16 protein-coding genes are annotated in these 16,903 nt (G+C 39.0%); 15 read left to right on the plus strand and 1 reads right to left on the minus strand.

Annotation, left to right across the window (positions count from 1 at the left end):
- Positions 1-2: 2 nt before the first annotated feature.
- The 6 genes from ACB089_RS02385 to ACB089_RS02410 all read left to right on the plus strand — a co-directional run bounded on the left by ACB089_RS02385 (position 3) and on the right by ACB089_RS02410 (position 8,033).
- The gene (locus ACB089_RS02385; RefSeq protein ID WP_068986380.1) at positions 3-1,058 is read left to right on the plus strand and encodes a DUF3048 domain-containing protein; all 1,056 of its coding nucleotides are present in this window, start codon (positions 3-5) and stop codon (positions 1,056-1,058) included.
- 15 nt (positions 1,059-1,073) lie between these two features.
- On the plus strand, positions 1,074-1,394 hold the full coding sequence (locus ACB089_RS02390; protein ID WP_004225717.1) for a YerC/YecD family TrpR-related protein: 321 nt from the start codon (positions 1,074-1,076) through the stop codon (positions 1,392-1,394).
- A gap of 110 nt (positions 1,395-1,504) precedes the next feature.
- Positions 1,505-2,194, plus strand: coding sequence for a heptaprenylglyceryl phosphate synthase (locus ACB089_RS02395; RefSeq protein WP_374965166.1), 690 nt, complete (start codon positions 1,505-1,507; stop codon positions 2,192-2,194).
- Positions 2,195-2,453: 259 nt separating this feature from the next.
- The gene (gene pcrA, locus ACB089_RS02400) at positions 2,454-4,706 is read left to right on the plus strand and encodes a DNA helicase PcrA (protein ID WP_374967649.1); all 2,253 of its coding nucleotides are present in this window, start codon (positions 2,454-2,456) and stop codon (positions 4,704-4,706) included.
- Positions 4,707-4,720: 14 nt separating this feature from the next.
- Positions 4,721-6,727 carry an NAD-dependent DNA ligase LigA gene (gene ligA, locus ACB089_RS02405; RefSeq protein WP_374965168.1) on the plus strand — a complete coding sequence of 669 codons (2,007 nt, stop codon included), beginning with the start codon at positions 4,721-4,723 and terminating at the stop codon, positions 6,725-6,727.
- Between the two features lie 172 nt (positions 6,728-6,899).
- Positions 6,900-8,033 (plus strand): CamS family sex pheromone protein, encoded by a 1,134-nt coding sequence (locus ACB089_RS02410; RefSeq protein WP_374965170.1) that lies wholly within the window; start codon positions 6,900-6,902, stop codon positions 8,031-8,033.
- Here the strand turns inward: ACB089_RS02410 and ACB089_RS02415 are convergent.
- On the minus strand, positions 7,983-8,318 hold the full coding sequence (locus tag ACB089_RS02415; protein WP_374965172.1) for a hypothetical protein: 336 nt from the start codon (positions 8,316-8,318) through the stop codon (positions 7,983-7,985). The genes ACB089_RS02410 and ACB089_RS02415 overlap by 51 nt on opposite strands.
- A 221-nt stretch (positions 8,319-8,539) precedes the next feature.
- On the opposite strand from ACB089_RS02415, the gene gatC reads away from it, so the two are divergent.
- From gatC to ACB089_RS02460, 9 genes are all read left to right on the plus strand, one after another.
- Positions 8,540-8,827 carry an Asp-tRNA(Asn)/Glu-tRNA(Gln) amidotransferase subunit GatC gene (gene gatC / locus ACB089_RS02420; protein ID WP_068986374.1) on the plus strand — a complete coding sequence of 96 codons (288 nt, stop codon included), beginning with the start codon at positions 8,540-8,542 and terminating at the stop codon, positions 8,825-8,827.
- Positions 8,828-8,851: 24 nt separating this feature from the next.
- The gene (gene gatA, locus ACB089_RS02425; RefSeq protein ID WP_068986373.1) at positions 8,852-10,315 is read left to right on the plus strand and encodes an Asp-tRNA(Asn)/Glu-tRNA(Gln) amidotransferase subunit GatA; all 1,464 of its coding nucleotides are present in this window, start codon (positions 8,852-8,854) and stop codon (positions 10,313-10,315) included.
- Position 10,316: 1 nt separating this feature from the next.
- Complete coding sequence (gatB, locus tag ACB089_RS02430; RefSeq protein WP_374965174.1) at positions 10,317-11,744, plus strand: Asp-tRNA(Asn)/Glu-tRNA(Gln) amidotransferase subunit GatB; 1,428 nt, start codon at positions 10,317-10,319, stop codon at positions 11,742-11,744.
- Positions 11,745-12,100: 356 nt separating this feature from the next.
- Positions 12,101-12,268: a hypothetical protein gene (locus tag ACB089_RS02435; RefSeq protein ID WP_374965176.1), complete on the plus strand. Its 168-nt coding sequence runs from the start codon at positions 12,101-12,103 to the stop codon at positions 12,266-12,268.
- A 100-nt stretch (positions 12,269-12,368) separates the two neighbouring features.
- The gene (locus ACB089_RS02440; protein WP_374965178.1) at positions 12,369-12,929 is read left to right on the plus strand and encodes a thioredoxin family protein; all 561 of its coding nucleotides are present in this window, start codon (positions 12,369-12,371) and stop codon (positions 12,927-12,929) included.
- A gap of 100 nt (positions 12,930-13,029) precedes the next feature.
- Complete coding sequence (locus ACB089_RS02445) at positions 13,030-13,944, plus strand: diacylglycerol kinase (protein WP_374965180.1); 915 nt, start codon at positions 13,030-13,032, stop codon at positions 13,942-13,944.
- 315 nt (positions 13,945-14,259) lie between these two features.
- Positions 14,260-15,606: a cytochrome ubiquinol oxidase subunit I gene (locus ACB089_RS02450; RefSeq protein WP_374965181.1), complete on the plus strand. Its 1,347-nt coding sequence runs from the start codon at positions 14,260-14,262 to the stop codon at positions 15,604-15,606.
- Positions 15,603-16,628 (plus strand): cytochrome d ubiquinol oxidase subunit II, encoded by a 1,026-nt coding sequence (locus ACB089_RS02455; protein ID WP_374965182.1) that lies wholly within the window; start codon positions 15,603-15,605, stop codon positions 16,626-16,628. The genes ACB089_RS02450 and ACB089_RS02455 overlap by 4 nt, the downstream gene beginning before the upstream one ends.
- Before the next feature lie 12 nt (positions 16,629-16,640).
- Complete coding sequence (locus tag ACB089_RS02460) at positions 16,641-16,763, plus strand: hypothetical protein (RefSeq protein WP_263297518.1); 123 nt, start codon at positions 16,641-16,643, stop codon at positions 16,761-16,763.
- The last annotated feature ends 140 nt before the right edge of the window (positions 16,764-16,903 follow it).

Raw genomic sequence — 16,903 nt, forward strand, 5'->3', positions numbered from 1 at the left:
TTGTGTTCAAATCAAAAAAACTATTTATAGCCGTGGCCTTTAGTACCTTGTTGATAGGGGGATGTTCAAAGGATTCGTCGGAAGTGAAAGAAGACGATACGAAAAAGGCTGATGAAGAACCAGCTGTTGAAGAAACTATAAATGAAGAGACGAATTTTGCTCCATTGACAGGTGAGGCTGTTAAGGAAGAAATCACACAACGCCCAATTATTGTTACTATTAATAATCATCCAGCAGCACGTCCGCAATCAGGTATAGGTGCAGCAGATATTATTTATGAAATGTTAGCAGAAGGCAATGTCACTCGTCTTTTAGCAGTCTATCAAAGTGAACTGCCAGAAAATATAGGGCCTGTTCGCAGTGCTCGCTCTTATTTTGTTGATCTTGCAAAGGGCTATGATGCATTTTATGTAGCTCATGGCTACAGCCCAGAGGCAAAATCTTTGCTTAGTAATAATGTAGTCGACAATATAAATGGTATGGATTATGATGGTACACTTTTTAAACGTTCAAAAGATCGTGTTGCTCCACACAACTCGTATATTACGTCTGAAAATATATTAAATGGAGCTGAAAAAGTGGACGCTTCAATGATTTACCGTGAAAAAGTAAGTCAGGCTTTTTATGAACCCGATGAACGTGGTAAAATAGGCAATGAAACAAGTCAAATTGACATTTACTACGGAAATAGTGAGTATTTCCATAATTCATATGTATATGATCATGAAAGTAATCGTTATGGACGACAATCGGCTGGCGTTGACACAAAGGATATGTTATCAGGCGAAACATTATCATTGGCAAATGTTCTATTTTTTGAAATGCAACATCAAACGATTGATAATGAGGGACGCCAAGAAATTGATTTAACTTCTGGTGGAAATGCGTATGTATTTCAAAATGGCTATATGAGAGAAGTCAAATGGTCTAATATTGATGGAATACCGATGGCTGTAGAAGAGTCTGGGGAGCTTGTAAAGCTAGTACCAGGGAAGTCTTGGGTGCATTTCGTACCATCTTCACCAGGGTTACAAGCAATGGTGAAAACGCAGCCTTAAAGGGAGGAAAATTGCATGCAAATCGAAAAAATTCGAGGGCATCAAACAGATCAATTATTTAAAGCAGTGTTGGAGCTAAAAGACATCGAAGAATGCTATAAATTTTTTGATGATTTATGTACGATTAGTGAAATTCAATCGCTGGCACAACGCTTTGAGGTTGCGCATTTACTACGTTTAAAGAAAACCTACGAATCCATTAAAAAGGAAACAGGCGCAAGTACAGCGACTATTTCACGTGTACGTCGTTGCTTTGATTATGGGAATGATACATACGATGAAATGCTAGGTCGTTTGTATCCAGATGAGAAGCCGTTTCAAGCACCAAAAGAATAGTAGGTAAAGAGGCTGGGTAGAGGTTCTGCTCAGTCTTTTTCATTTTTTTGTCGACAGTCATAAGCTATACTTGTAAACGAATAGATAGAAAATGATAGGTGGTAAAATAGATGGATTATTTAGAATGGAGACATGTGTTCAAGCTAGACCCAGCGAAAGATATTTCAGATGAGGCACTAGAAAGAATTTGTGAATCAGGTACAGATGTCATTTTAGTTGGTGGAACAGATGGTGTAACATTAGACGGCGTATTAGATTTGCTTGTCCGTGTACGACGCTTTGAAGTACCAATTGCACTTGAAATTTCTACAATTGATTCAGTAACACCAGGTTATGATTATTATTTCATACCGACAGTGTTAAATAGTGATGATCCAAAGTGGATAAAAAATTTACACCATGAAGCCATTAAGGAATATGGAGATATTATGGTGTGGGATGAATTAGTAGCGGAAGGGTATTGTATTTTAAACCCGGCCTGTAAAGTAGCAGAAGTAACGAATGCGAAAACGGATGTATCAATTGATGATGTTGTCGCCTATGCACGAATGGCTGAAAATTTCTTCAGATTGCCTGTGTTTTATGTAGAGTATAGCGGTACTTATGGCGATATTGAGGTTGTAAGTGCTGTGAAAAACGAACTGAAAAATACGAGACTGTTTTACGGTGGCGGTATTACATCTGCTAAGCAAGCATCTGAAATGGCAAAATATGCTGATACTGTAGTAGTGGGTAATATTATTTATGAAGATTTAAAAGCTGCACTTGCGACTGTTAAGGCTGTAAAAAATACGATATAATTTAACTTCTTTCAGCAGAAGTTTCCCCACCTCTATAGGGGTGAGATGAATACGGATTTAAGTTACTTTTCAGTGGGTGTCCAAACACCTGTACCTGTCGCTACGCTTTCGGTACAAAAGACACCTGCTGAAAGAAGTTAAAGCCTCCGGCGGATGTCACAGAATCGGAAAGGAGTTCTTTGTGCAAGCACAAAGCCGATTCCGGACGCAATTATGCCGAGGCATAATTGATGAAAAAACGTTTGTAAGGCGGTGCGAAATGGAGCAGTTAACGAAAAACTTATTAGCAGGTATGAACCCTGAGCAGGAAAATGCGGTAAAAACAACTGAAGGACCGTTGTTGATTATGGCAGGTGCAGGATCGGGGAAAACGCGTGTATTAACACATCGTATTGCATATTTAGTAATCGAAAAAGAAGTATATCCATCAAAGATTTTAGCAATCACATTTACAAATAAAGCGGCACGTGAAATGCGAGAGCGTATTGATGGCATTCTCGGTAACGGAACTGGCGATAGTATGTGGGTGTCAACATTCCACTCGATGTGTGTGCGTATTTTACGACGTAATATTGATCAGCTTGGGATATCACGTAACTTTTCAATTTTAGATTCTACCGATCAGCTATCAGTTGTCAAAAATGTTATGAAGGATGAAAATATTGACACGAAGCGTTTTGAACCACGTGCGGTTTTAAATGCGATTAGTTCAGCAAAAAACGAATGTATAGCTGCAGACGATTATGCAGGTCAAATCAATGAAAATAATCCTTACGAAAAAACGATTGCTCGTGTTTATAAAGGTTATGAAAAAAGACTACGCCGCAATCAATCCCTCGATTTTGATGACTTAATAATGACAACTATTACATTATTCAAGCGTGTACCAGAAGTGCTTGAATACTATCAAAATAAATTTCAATATATTCATGTGGATGAATATCAGGATACGAATAAATCCCAATATTTACTAGTGCAGTTACTTGCGAAAAAATTTAAAAATATTTGTGTTGTTGGGGATTCAGACCAATCGATTTATCGTTGGCGTGGTGCAGATATTGGCAATATTCTGTCATTCGAAAAGCATTATCCGAATGCTAAGGCCATTATGCTTGAGCAAAATTATCGTTCAACAAAACGCATCCTACAAGCGGCAAATGACGTCATTCAAAATAATACAACACGTTATCCAAAAGAACTGCGTACAGAAAATGCAGAAGGTGAAAAAATTGTGTTGTACAAAGCGTATAACGAGCAAGAGGAAGCGCAATTCGTTGTACAAACAATCCAACAGCTTATTCAAAAAGAAGATCGTACATTTGATGACTTTGCGATACTATATCGTACAAATGCTCAGTCCCGTGTGATGGAGGAAGTGCTTGTTAAGTCCAATATGGCCTATCAAATTGTTGGCGGTACTAAGTTCTATGATCGTAAAGAGATTAAGGATTTGCTTGCCTATTTACGTCTTATTGCCAATAATGATGATGATTTATCACTTGCACGTATTATTAATGAACCAAAGCGTAGTATTGGTGCCACTTCCTTTGAAAAAATGGCGCGCTATGCGATTGAACAGGATCGCTCTATTTTTGATGCAATGAATGATCTCTTGTTTATGGGACTATCAGGGAAGGCTGCTACTTCAGCTGAGCAGTTTTATGCGATGATTAAAGGTTTTACAGAAATGCAGGATTATTTATCTGTTACTGAAATTGTAGAGCAGGTCATTGAAAAATCTGGTTATCGTGCAATGCTTCAAAATGAGAAGACGATTGAGGCAGAAAGTCGCTTAGAAAATATTGAAGAGTTTTTATCAGTGACGAAGGCATTTGAAGAACGTAGTGATGATAAGAGCTTAATTGCTTTTTTAACAGATTTAGCTCTAATTGCAGATATTGATGCACTTGATAAAGAGGATACATCGAAGGGCAACATTATTTTAATGACGATGCATGCCGCAAAGGGCTTAGAATTCCCAGTCGTCTTTATCATTGGAATGGAGGAAAATATCTTCCCGCATTCTCGTTCACTTGACGATATGGATGAAATGGAAGAAGAACGTCGCCTCGCTTATGTGGGCATAACACGTGCAGAGGAACGTTTGTATTTAACTAGTGCACAAAGTCGGACGATTTTTGGTCGTTCAAGTTATAACAATGCTTCACGTTTTTTACGTGAAATTTCGGAGGATATTACGGAATCAATCTCTAAAGGTGGCGCGAAGCCTGAAGTACCGTTTGCCTCTAGTAACCGTTCGGCAGGAGGCTATCAAAAACGTACACTTGGAGCGGTTCAGAAAACACAACCTGCGACATCTCGTTTACAAACAACTGGTGGAGATCAACATGGCTGGAAGGCCGGAGATAAGGCAATCCATAAAAAATGGGGGACAGGTATGGTTGTCAGTGTAAAAGGTGAGGGTGATAGTACAGAGCTAGATATCGCCTTTCCACAGCCTATCGGTATTAAGCGATTACTGGCACAATTTGCACCTATTGAAAAAGCGTAAGCGGAGGAACTTAAATGAACGAAATAGAACAACGCATTGCGGAGTTAAATAAATTGTTACATGAATATGGCCATGCCTATTACGTGTTGGATAAACCTGTCGTAGCCGATAGTGTTTATGACCAATTATTACATGAACTTCTTGCATTAGAGGAAGCAAATCCGTCACTAATTTATCCAGATTCACCGACACAGCGTGTTGGAGGAGCAGTGGTAGAAGGCTTTAAAAAAGTGACACACGATTATCCTATGCTTAGTCTATCAAATGCTTTTAATGAAGAAGACTTGCGTGAATTTGACCGTAAAGTGCGTCAAGCAATCGGCGATAACTTTTCCTATGTTTGTGAGCTGAAAATTGATGGTCTTGCCATTTCTCTGAAATACGAAAATGGAGTTTTTGTACAGGGGGCAACGCGAGGAGACGGTGTTGTAGGGGAAGAAATTACAACAAACTTAAAAACGATTCGGGCAATACCTCTTCGATTGAAGGAGCCCATCACAATTGAAGTTCGTGGTGAGGCGTATATGCCTAAAAAATCATTTGAAAAATTAAATGCTCAGCGTACTGAAAATGGTGAGGAGTTATTTGCCAATCCGCGTAATGCAGCTGCTGGCTCTTTACGTCAGTTAGATCCTAAAATAGCAGCGAGTCGTCAGCTATCAACCTTTATTTATGCGATTGGGGGAGATGGAGAGGCGTATGGTATTGACGGTCATGCAGAGATGCTCGATTATTTAGAGGGTCTAGGCTGCCCTTCAAATAAAGAGCGTCAACGCTGTTCAACGATTGAGGAGGTACTAGCCTTTATCGAAGAATGGACTGAAAATCGACCGAATTTAGCCTATGAAATTGACGGCATTGTCATTAAGGTAGACCGTTACGCACAGCAGGATGAACTTGGTTATACGGCAAAGAGTCCACGATGGGCAATTGCCTATAAATTCCCTGCTGAGGAAGTAGTCACAACATTACTTGATATTGATTTAACAGTTGGACGTACAGGGGTTGTTACACCAACTGCCATTTTAGCGCCTGTTCAAGTTGCAGGTACAACGGTTCAACGTGCATCGTTACACAATGAGGATTTAATTCGAGATAAGGATATCCGCTTAGGCGATACAGTCATAATCCGAAAAGCTGGCGACATTATTCCACAAGTTGTAGGCGTGTTAGTAGAGCAACGCCCTGAGGATTCAGTTCCATTCGTCATGCCTAAAAACTGTCCTGTCTGTGATAGTGAGCTTATTCGTATTGAAGGTGAAGTGGCATTACGTTGTGTAAATCCTGCATGTTTTGCACAAATTGCGGAGAGCATTAAATACTTTGTTTCACGTAATGCTATGAATATTGATGGTCTTGGGGATAAGGTCGTTGAGCAATTATTACGTGCAGATTTAATTCATGATGTCTCTGATTTGTATCACTTAACTGTAGAGCAGCTTGTTGAGCTTGAGCGAATGGGTGAAAAATCTGCTACGAATTTAGTCAATGCGATTCAGGCTTCCAAGGAAAATTCGATGGAGCGTTTACTAATTGGACTAGGTATACGACATGTTGGGGAAAAGGCAGCGAAAATTGTTTCCGAGGAATTTGAAACGATGGAAGCGGTTATGACAGCAACAGAGGAGCAACTGGTAGCAATCCATGAGATTGGTGATAAGATGGCTTCATCGCTTGTCGAGTATTTTTCAAATGAGGATGCACGTGCAGTCATTGGTCGCCTTGCTGAAGTAGGCGTCAATATGACGTATAAAGGTAAAAAGATAGAGGTAGTTGTAGGGGATAATCCTTTTGCAGGTAAAACAATCGTATTAACTGGTAAACTTGAGCAATTGACACGTAACGAAGCAAAGGCGAAAATAGAAGAGTTAGGTGGTATTGTTACAGGTAGTGTCAGCAAAAAAACTGACCTTGTCATTGCAGGAGCAGAAGCAGGTTCTAAACTAACAAAAGCCGAGCAGTTAGGTATTGAAGTTTGGAATGAAGACAGCCTGATTGAACAACTTAACCTCGTTCAATAATAGAAGTTTGCTACTTCTCAAGATGAAAAATAGACTTTAGCTGATTCCGGTGAAACAGCTAAAGTCATGACGAATTGTCCTAGCTGTTTAGTAGGAAAACAGGAGCTTTTCAAAGTTCTATACACAGATTCGTCGAGCAGAAATTTAATTTCAGTAAAGGAGTCTTAAAATAATGAAGTCATTTCGACTCATTCCAGCAATGATCGCTGCTGCAATGCTAGTCGGCTGTGTGCCTTCTGAAGAGAAGGAAACAGAGCTTACACAGGAGACGCAACAGGAAAAAGCGGAAACAACGATTATTCCAAGCTTTAACATTGATGATACACATTATAGAACGCTAATTCCTTATAAAGAAAGTGCTAGCAGGGGATTAGTAGTTTCAAATATTTATACTAAATATGATATGAAGGAAGTTGAAACCGGTTTAATGCGTCTTTCTCAAAATGAGTTTGATACAAAAGACTACTACTTCCAAGAAGGGCAATATTTAGCCGAAAGCACAGTGACTGAATGGCTGGCGCGTAGTTCGCAAAAGAAGAATGGATTAAACCCTCCAACGACGGATTCAATGCCGGCAGAGGAACGTGCAAAGAAAGCCCCAATCTATTTATCACATATTGTTGAGCAAAATTATTTAACAAAAACAGATGATAATAAAGTGAAATTAGGTGGTATTTCGATAGGACTTTCCTTAAACTCTATTTACTATTATCAAAAAGAAAAATATGGGGAGTACTATGAGGAACCAATTCCAGAGGCGAAGCTTGTTGAACAAGGGAAGAAGATGGCTGCGGAAATTGTATCCCGCCTAAGAACTCAAGATGAATTGAAAGATGTACCGATTGTAGTTGGTTTGTTTAAGCAGAAAGCTCGCAATGACATTATTCCAGGAACGTATTTTAGTTATGGCGTTGCAAAAGCTGGAGAAAACGACATTGCTGATTGGAAAGCTATTGATGAAGAGTATGTACTGTTCCCAACGGATGAATCAGAGGATGTCTATCGAGATGTTAGCAATAACTTTAAGAATTTCAAACAAGATGTAGATAAATATTTTTCTAACTATACTAGTGTGATAGGAACAGGTTTCTATCAAAACAAAAAAATTCAAAAGCTAACCATTGAAATCCCAATCCAATTCTTCGGCAAGGCTGAAATTACTGGTTTTACTCAATATTTAACAGGTGTTCTGATCAATCAATTTGATAACATTAACGTTGAAGTAAGTATTACCTCGATGAACGGCCCAGAGGCATTAATCATTAAGAAAGCCAACGAAAAGGAACCATTCGTCCATATCTATTAAAATATAGTCAGCCTCGTGCTGACTATATTTTTTTGGAGAAGAAATGAAAAAATCGAAATGATGGATAGAAGAGCTGAAGTGACGGATAGAACCATCGAAATGATGGATAGAAGAGCTGAAATGACGGATAGAACCATCGAAATGATGGATAGAAGAGCTGAAGTGACGGATAGAACTATCGAAATGATGGATAGAAGAGCTGAAGTGAAGGATAGAACTATCGAAGTGATGGATAGAACCATCGAAGTGACGGATAGAATAACGAAATGACGGATAGAACGTCATTCCGAGCTCATCCAACTTGCCCGTGGGAAACAAGTCTTATAAAGCTGAAAACAGTCACTAGAGACAACACTTCGTCATAGTAGTGAAAGTTTCTATATTTTTGGTGAAAGTTGTGATTTTTAATTTGAAAAATGTTATGATTATTTGCATGGTTAAGTTTATTCAACCCTATTGTTATCAACAAAAGCAATAAATTGAATGAGTATTTGGAGGTGTAAAAAATGGCAAAACTAACAAAAGAAGAAGTTAAGCACGTTGCTAATTTAGCACGTCTTGCAATTACGGAAGAAGAAGCAGAGAAATTTGCTGAGCAACTTGGTAAAATTACAGACTTCGCAGAGCAATTAAACGAGTTAGATACAACGAATGTTGAACCAACAACTCATGTTTTACCACTAGTAAACGTAATGCGTGAAGACGTGGCAATAAAAGGATTAGACCGTGAAGTAATGATGTTAAACGTAAAAGAACAAGAAGATGGTCAAGTAAAAGTACCAGCTATCATGTAAGACTAAAACATAGGAGGATTCCTCATGACGTTATTTGAACGTTCAGCTAAGGAGCTACAAGCTGACATTAAAGCGGGTAACTTAACAATCGCTGACTTAACAAAAGAAGCATACGAACGTATGGCGAAGCTTGATGGTGATGTACAAGCTTTCCTTGCTTCAAACGAAGAAAAAGCAACTGCACAAGCAGCTGAAATGGACAAAGTGCCATTTGAAGAGCGTGGACCACTTTTTGGTCTTCCTATCGGTGTGAAAGACAACATCGTTACAGAAGGCTTAGAAACAACTTGTGCTTCTAAAATTCTAGAAGGCTTTATGCCAATTTATGATGCAACAGTAGTTAACAAACTACGTGAAGCCGGTATGGTTACTATCGGTAAATTAAACATGGACGAGTTTGCAATGGGTTCTTCAAATGAAAACTCATACTATAAAACAACAAAAAATCCATGGAACTTAAACCACGTACCAGGTGGATCTTCAGGTGCGTCTGCAGCAGCAGTAGCAGCAGGTGAAGTACCATTCTCACTTGGTTCTGATACAGGTGGTTCAATCCGTCAACCAGCAGCTTATTGCGGTGTTGTAGGGATGAAGCCTACATATGGTCGTGTATCTCGCTTTGGTCTTGTGGCATTTGCATCTTCTTTAGATCAAATCGGACCAATTACACGTAATGTTGAAGACAACGCTCTTTTACTTGAAGCAATTGCAGGATTAGATCCAAACGATTCAACTTCTGCAAACGTAGAAGTACCTAACTACGCAGCAGCCCTTACAGGTGACGTAAAAGGCTTACGCATCGCTGTGCCAAAAGAATTCCTTGGTGAAGGTGTTGGCGAAGCGGCACGTCAATCAGTGCTTGAAGCATTAGAAGTATTAAAAGGCTTAGGTGCTACAGTAGAAGAAGTATCACTACCTCACTCTAAATATGCACTTGCAGCTTACTATATTCTTTCTTCTTCAGAAGCGTCTTCTAACCTTTCTCGTTTTGACGGTATCCGTTATGGTTTCCGCGCAGAAAACGTTAATAACTTAATGGACCTTTATAAAGAAACACGTGCACAAGGCTTTGGTGATGAAGTTAAACGTCGTATCATGCTTGGTACTTACTCACTAAGTGCAGGTACTTACGATGCTTACTACAAAAAAGCACAACAAGCACGTACACTGATCAAAGCAGACTATGACAAAGTATTTGAAGACTTTGATGTAATCATTGGACCAACTGCTCCAACACCAGCATTCAAAATTGGTGAAAACGTCGATGATCCAATGACGATGTATGCGAACGATATTTTAACGATTCCTATGAACTTAGCTGGTGTACCAGCCATCTCAATTCCATGTGGCTTTGAAAATGGACTACCACTAGGCTTACAAATTATCGGTAAATATTTCGATGAAGCAACAATTTACCGTGTAGCTCATGCTTTTGAACAAGCAACGGAGTTCCATAAACAAGTTCCTCAAATTTGGGAGGGAAAATAACATGAACTTTGAAACAGTCATTGGTTTAGAAGTACACGTTGAGTTAAAAACAAACTCAAAAATCTTCTCACCAGCACCAGCTCACTTCGGTGCTGAACCAAATACAAACACTACAGTGATCGATCTAGGCTATCCTGGTGTCCTTCCTGTACTTAATAAAAATGTTGTAGATTTCGCAATGCGTGCAGCACTTGCACTTAACATGGAAATCGAACAAGAAACAAAATTTGACCGTAAAAACTACTTCTATCCAGATAATCCGAAAGCTTATCAAATTTCTCAATTCGACAAGCCAATCGGTAAAAACGGCTGGGTTGATATCGAAGTAGATGGTTACACAAAACGTATTGGTATTACTCGTCTTCATATGGAAGAAGATGCTGGGAAACTGTCTCACAGTGGCGACCACTCTTTAGTTGACTTTAACCGTCAAGGTACACCACTTGTAGAAATCGTTTCTGAGCCAGATATTCGCACACCAAACGAAGCGTACGCGTATCTTGAAAAAGTAAAATCAATCATCCAATATGCAGATGTTTCAGACTGTAAAATGGAAGAGGGATCTTTACGTTGTGATGCCAACATCTCAATCCGCCCATACGGTCAAGAAGAATTCGGTACGAAAACAGAGCTTAAAAACCTGAACTCATTTAACTATGTTCGTCGTGGTTTAGAGCACGAGGAATTACGCCAAGCAGACGTACTTCTGTCAGGTGGAGTAATTGAGCAAGAAACTCGTCGTTTTGATGAAAAAACAGGTAAAACAATTCTTATGCGTGTTAAAGAAGGAACAGATGATTACCGTTACTTCCCAGAGCCAGACTTAGTACGTCTATCAATTGATGACGAATGGTTAGAGCGTGTAAAATCAGAAATTCCAGAGCTTCCAGACGCTCGTAAAAAACGCTATGTTGAAGAATTAGGCTTAACGCCATATGATGCAGGAGTTCTTGTTATTTCAAAAGAAATCTCAGACTTCTTCGAGGCTATGGTAGCTAATGATGCAGATGCAAAGCTTTCTGCAAACTGGCTTATGGGTGATGTTTCTGCATACTTAAATGCAGAACAAAAAGATCTTAAAGAAACTGCATTAACACCAGAAAACCTTGCTGAAATGGTGAAATTAATCACTGACGGTACAATTTCTTCTAAAATCGGTAAAAAAGTATTTGCTGAACTAGTAGAAAAAGGCGGTTCTGCAGCAGATATCGTTAAAGCAAAAGGTTTAGTTCAAATTTCTGATGAAGGTGCATTACTTGCTATTGTTACAGAAATTCTAGATAACAATGCACAATCAATCGAAGACTTCAAAAACGGTAAGGATCGTGCTATCGGCTTCTTAGTTGGTCAAATTATGAAAGCAACTAAAGGTCAAGCAAATCCGCCAATGGTAAATAAATTATTACAACAAGAAATTGCAAAACGTTAATTGCCATTGCAACAGAAAGCCAAGAGAGCAAATTCGCTTTCTTGGCTTTTTATTTTTAAAAAGTAATACATACTAAAGGTACTATTCTTTTTGTTTGAGGTATCCATACAATTTACAATTTTAAGATGAAATGAATGCCCTGACAGTTCAGCCGAAAAACAGGCTAGCTAAGGTCCTGCACAGTGCTTGTGTCAACAAATTGAAGAGGTTTGTCAGTCAGTCGCTTGGATGATTAGGTAAGTGTTTTCTCAGCATTTGATGTGGGGTTATACTAAAAAATGGCTCATCACCAAAAGTTGTGGATGATATTTGTTTAGATTTATTTAGATTTATGCCTTGTATATGGGTTGATTGGAGTGGAGACAGGGCGACTTCTTGGGGATCAGCGGCTCATCGGATGCTCCCAGGAAGCTTTGCTCTGCGCGAAAGCGAAGCGTCAGCGGCAAATGTTTTATCTGCGCGAAAGCGAAGCGACAGCAACAAAGCGCCCAGTCGGAACGAAAATCAACCACACGTTATGGTGATGAGCTAAAAAATACCAACTTAACACTTTATGGTTGTCTAAAAAAAGTTTTCATAGCAAAATATAGAATAGAACATGAAATAACATTAGGGGGTTAATCAATGAAAACTGAACAACAATATTTCAAAGATGCGATTTCGATTCAGCAGTATATGGATAATATGACGACGTTGAAAGAGGAGAGCATCCGTATTTATGATGGCTTTGAAGTGCCAACGAACGATGGCTTTATCGGGCTATTAAAGGACAAGCAGCCAAAAATTTTAACAATTACTGAAGATTGGTGCGGAGACGCAATGTTAAATAACCCGATTATTCGTCGTGTAGCAGAGGCTGCAGGTTTAGAAATACGCACAGTACTTCGCGATGCTGATACAGATTTAATTGATCGCTATTTAACAAACGGTGGCCGTGCAATTCCAATTTATATTTTATTAGATGATGTTGGTCAGGTGATTGGAAAATGGGGACCACGTGCACCAGAATTACAGGAACTAGTAGTGAGCAAACGAGCTAGTTTACCTGATAAAGAAGATCCTACATTTGAAGATGCACAAAAGGCATTGTATGCAGAAATTCGTGAAGAGAATATGACGAATAAATCATACTGGACATTTGTTTATGAGGATTTCAAAAAGCAAGTGACAGCTGCATTGCAGTAATTGTAGATCACAAGGCTGCATGTCAAAGAATTAGGATATGCAACATTTAAACGTAAAATTCGTTGAAGGAATAGAATCTTATGAAGCAGGAAGGTATGTTATGAAACGAGCAAGAATCATTTATAATCCTACATCTGGACGTGAAGCATTTAAAAAGCATCTACCAGAAGTATTGGAAAAACTAGAGGTAGCAGGCTATGAGGCGTCATGTCACGCAACAACTTGCGAAGGCGATGCAACCGTTGCAGCAAAAAATGCAGTAGAACGTGGCTTTGATATAATCATTGCAGTTGGTGGAGATGGCACATTAAATGAAGTTATTTCAGGTGTAAGTCCATTTGAAAACCGTCCGAAAGTTGGTCTAATTCCAATGGGCACAACGAATGATTTTGCCCGTGCAGTGCATATCCCTCGTAATATTGCAGATGCTGTTGAGATTATTATTAAAGGTGAAACGTTACCAGTTGATGTTGGTTTATTAAATGGAGAACGCTATTTCATCAATATTGCCGCTGGTGGACGTATTACTGAGTTAACATATGAAGTACCAAGTAAAATGAAAACAATGCTAGGACAGTTAGCTTATTACGTAAAAGCAGTAGAAATGATTCCATCAATCAAAGCTTCTCATATGCGTATCGAATATGATGGTGAAGTGTTTGATGGGGATGCCATGATGTTTTTATGTGGCTTAACCAATTCAGTAGGTGGCTTTGAAAAGCTTGCACCAGACGCAAGCATTAATGATGGCTACTTTACTTTATTAGTATTGAAAAAAGTAAGCTTACCTGAATTTATTCAGCTTGCCGCAATGGCATTAAGGGGCGAGCATTTGAATGATGATCGTGTAATTTATAAAAAGGCAAGTGTTGTAAAAGTATCTACTGAAGACGAGATACATTTAAACTTAGACGGTGAGTATGGTGGGGATGCACCTGCAACATTTGAAAACTTAAAGCGCCATATTGAAATTTTTGTTCCCATTGAAGATATTCGTGAGGAAGACCGTATCTAAGTGCCTAAATATTGACTATTTTTACCATAAGAATTGTCTATAATGAGGATTGTGAACGAATTAAGAAAAATGTTTGGCAAATGTGCGTATATTACTTGAACAAAATTTGAAACCTTTATAATAGGCCGAAATATCGGTCCATTATAAAGGTTTTTTTCATGGCAATAGTGGAAAATAAGAGTATGGGGTAAGAAAGGAAGTGTTGACTTTGTATAAGTCGCAGGAAAGAAAGCTCATATGGCTAAGCTTTGGCGTTGCAATTATTATGCTACTTTCCATGCTTGGAAGAATATTTGGTAGTTAGGAGGCAATGAAATGGTGAATGAATCAGCAGTCTTTTGGAGTAGAGTATTAACGGAGCTGACGTTATCGTTCCATATTATTTATGCAACGATTGGTGTAGGTGTCCCGTTAATGATTATGATTGCTCAATGGACTGGATATAAAAAGAATGATGAGCACTATATTTTAATGGCAAGACGTTGGGCACGAGGTTTTGTTATTACAGTTGCAGTCGGAGTTGTTACAGGGACAGCAATTGGCTTACAGTTGTCTTTACTATGGCCGAACTTTATGCAGCTTGCGGGCCAAACAATTGCATTACCGCTCTTTATGGAGACGTTTGCATTTTTCTTTGAAGCCATCTTCCTGGGCATCTACTTATATACTTGGGATCGCTTTGAAAGTCAGAAAAAGCATATGCTGCTATTAATTCCTGTAGCTGTGGGTGCTTCGATGTCAGCTGTGTTTATAACAATTGTGAATGCGTTTATGAATGCACCTCAAGGATTTGACATTGTGGACGGAGAACTTGTAAATATTCAACCTTTTTTAGCAATGTTTAATCCAGCAATGCCGACAAAGGTAGCGCATGTTCTCGTTACTGCTTATATGACAGCAGCATTTGTGTTAGCAGCAATTGCAGGATACCGTATGCTTAGAGGTTCTAAGCATGTGTACCATAAAAAATCATTATTTTTACTTATGAAGATTGGCCTGATTTTCTCCATTGCAGCGGCGATTATTGGAGATTTTTCAGGAAAATACTTAGCAGAATATCAGCCAGAAAAATTAGCTGCAGCTGAGTGGCATTTTGAAACAGACGATAAAGCCTCACTTATTCTATTGGGTGTATTAGATGGTGACGAAGTAAAATATGCAATTGAAATTCCTTATGCTCTAAGTATTTTAGCGCATAATAATCCAAATGCAGAGGTAATTGGCTTAGATCAATTTGCTGAAGAAGATCGACCACCACTGTATATTCATTATCTCTTTGATCTCATGGTGTTTATTGGCATGTTTATGGTATTAGTTTCATTGCTTTATGTAGTCGGGAAAGCTCGTGGTTGGCTGTTTATTCATACACGTTGGTTTAGATGGATTGTCGTTGCAGGTGGACCACTTTCAATTATTGCAATTGAAGCGGGCTGGTGGCTTGCTGAGGTTGGAAGACAGCCTTGGGTCTTATATGGTTTAATGCGAACACCAGAAGGGGCCACAACGAGTGACCATGTGGATTTAATGCTGCTGTTGTTTGCAGGCGTGTATGCTGTATTGGGCATAGGAAGTATTGTAGTTTTAATTCGTATGTTCAAAAAGAATCCAATTGAGCGTGAATTAGCAGATCGCCATTCTGAAAAAGGCGGTGACATCTTATGACATTAGAGATTTTAGGTATTTCAGTTTTGTGGATTTTCCTATTTGGCTATGTCATTGTAGCTTCAATTGATTTTGGGGCAGGTTTTTTCAATGCCTACAGTCTACTCGTTGGCAAAAATCATATTTTAACAAATATTATTAAACGTTATTTATCACCGGTTTGGGAAGTAACGAATGTCTTTTTAGTATTCTTCTTTGTTGGGATTGTTGGGTTTTTCCCGCAAACAGCCTTTTATTATGGAACGATTTTACTTGTGCCAGTTAGTATTTCGCTAGTGCTACTTGCCATACGAGGCTCCTACTATGCGTTTGAATCATATGGCTCACGTGGACATATCGGATACACGCTAACGTATGGTATAGCAGGATTACTCATTCCGGCCTCACTTTCTGTTGTCTTTGCGATTGCTGCAGGTGGCTATGTTGATATGGTTGATGGGCAACCGGTTTTAAACTATTGGACATTGTATACGAGCCCATTTGCTTGGAGTATTGTCGTCTTGAGCATTGCAGCGGTACTCTATATTTCAGCTGTGTTTTTAACATGGTATGCCCATAAAGCAAAGGATGTAGAAGCAACAAAACTAATGCGAAAATACGCACTTGTTTGGGCGATACCTTTAATGGTGAGCGCGCTTGGTATTATGTATGAAATGAAATCGATCAATCCTGAAACTTACAATAATATGGTTAATTTATGGTGGGTGTTCGCCATTTCAGCCGTACTATTTATCATTACTGTGGTGTTAATTTGGATGCGAAAAAATTACGGCCTTGCAGTAGGACTATTGATTGCCCAATTTGCTTTGGCATTCTTCGCTTATGGTATCGCACAATATCCGTATTTACTGTATCCATATTTAACAATTTACGATAGCTTTACAAGTACACAAATGGCGATTGCACTCGTCATCGCATTTATCTTAGGTCTATGTCTGCTTATTCCATCACTATTTTTATTGTTGAAATTATTCCTGTTCAACAAAAATTACGTGACAGGAAAAGAAGACAATCACGCATAGGAGGTTAGAGTGATGGAGAAATTTCTCATGTTTTATGCGCCATTTATAGTAGTCATCCTCGGAATTGTGTTTGCTTTCTGGTGGGCACCAAAAGATCACCATGTAACAAAAGAGGAAGGAGAGAGTCGCGAATAGCGGCTCTTTTTTCTACTTTAAGCTTTGGAAGGTTCGAGCATATGGCATTACTGCTCGGGTCGTGTGCAGAAGTGATCAAGTGGAAGACGAATCTGCTCGGGTGGAGTGTCGTACTGCTCAGGTCATGGATGTTGAGCAAA

It is taken from the genome of Lysinibacillus sp. RS10 (assembly GCF_041956855.1).
In the GTDB taxonomy this organism is placed as follows: Bacteria; Bacillota; Bacilli; order Bacillales_A; family Planococcaceae; genus Lysinibacillus; species Lysinibacillus xylanilyticus_A.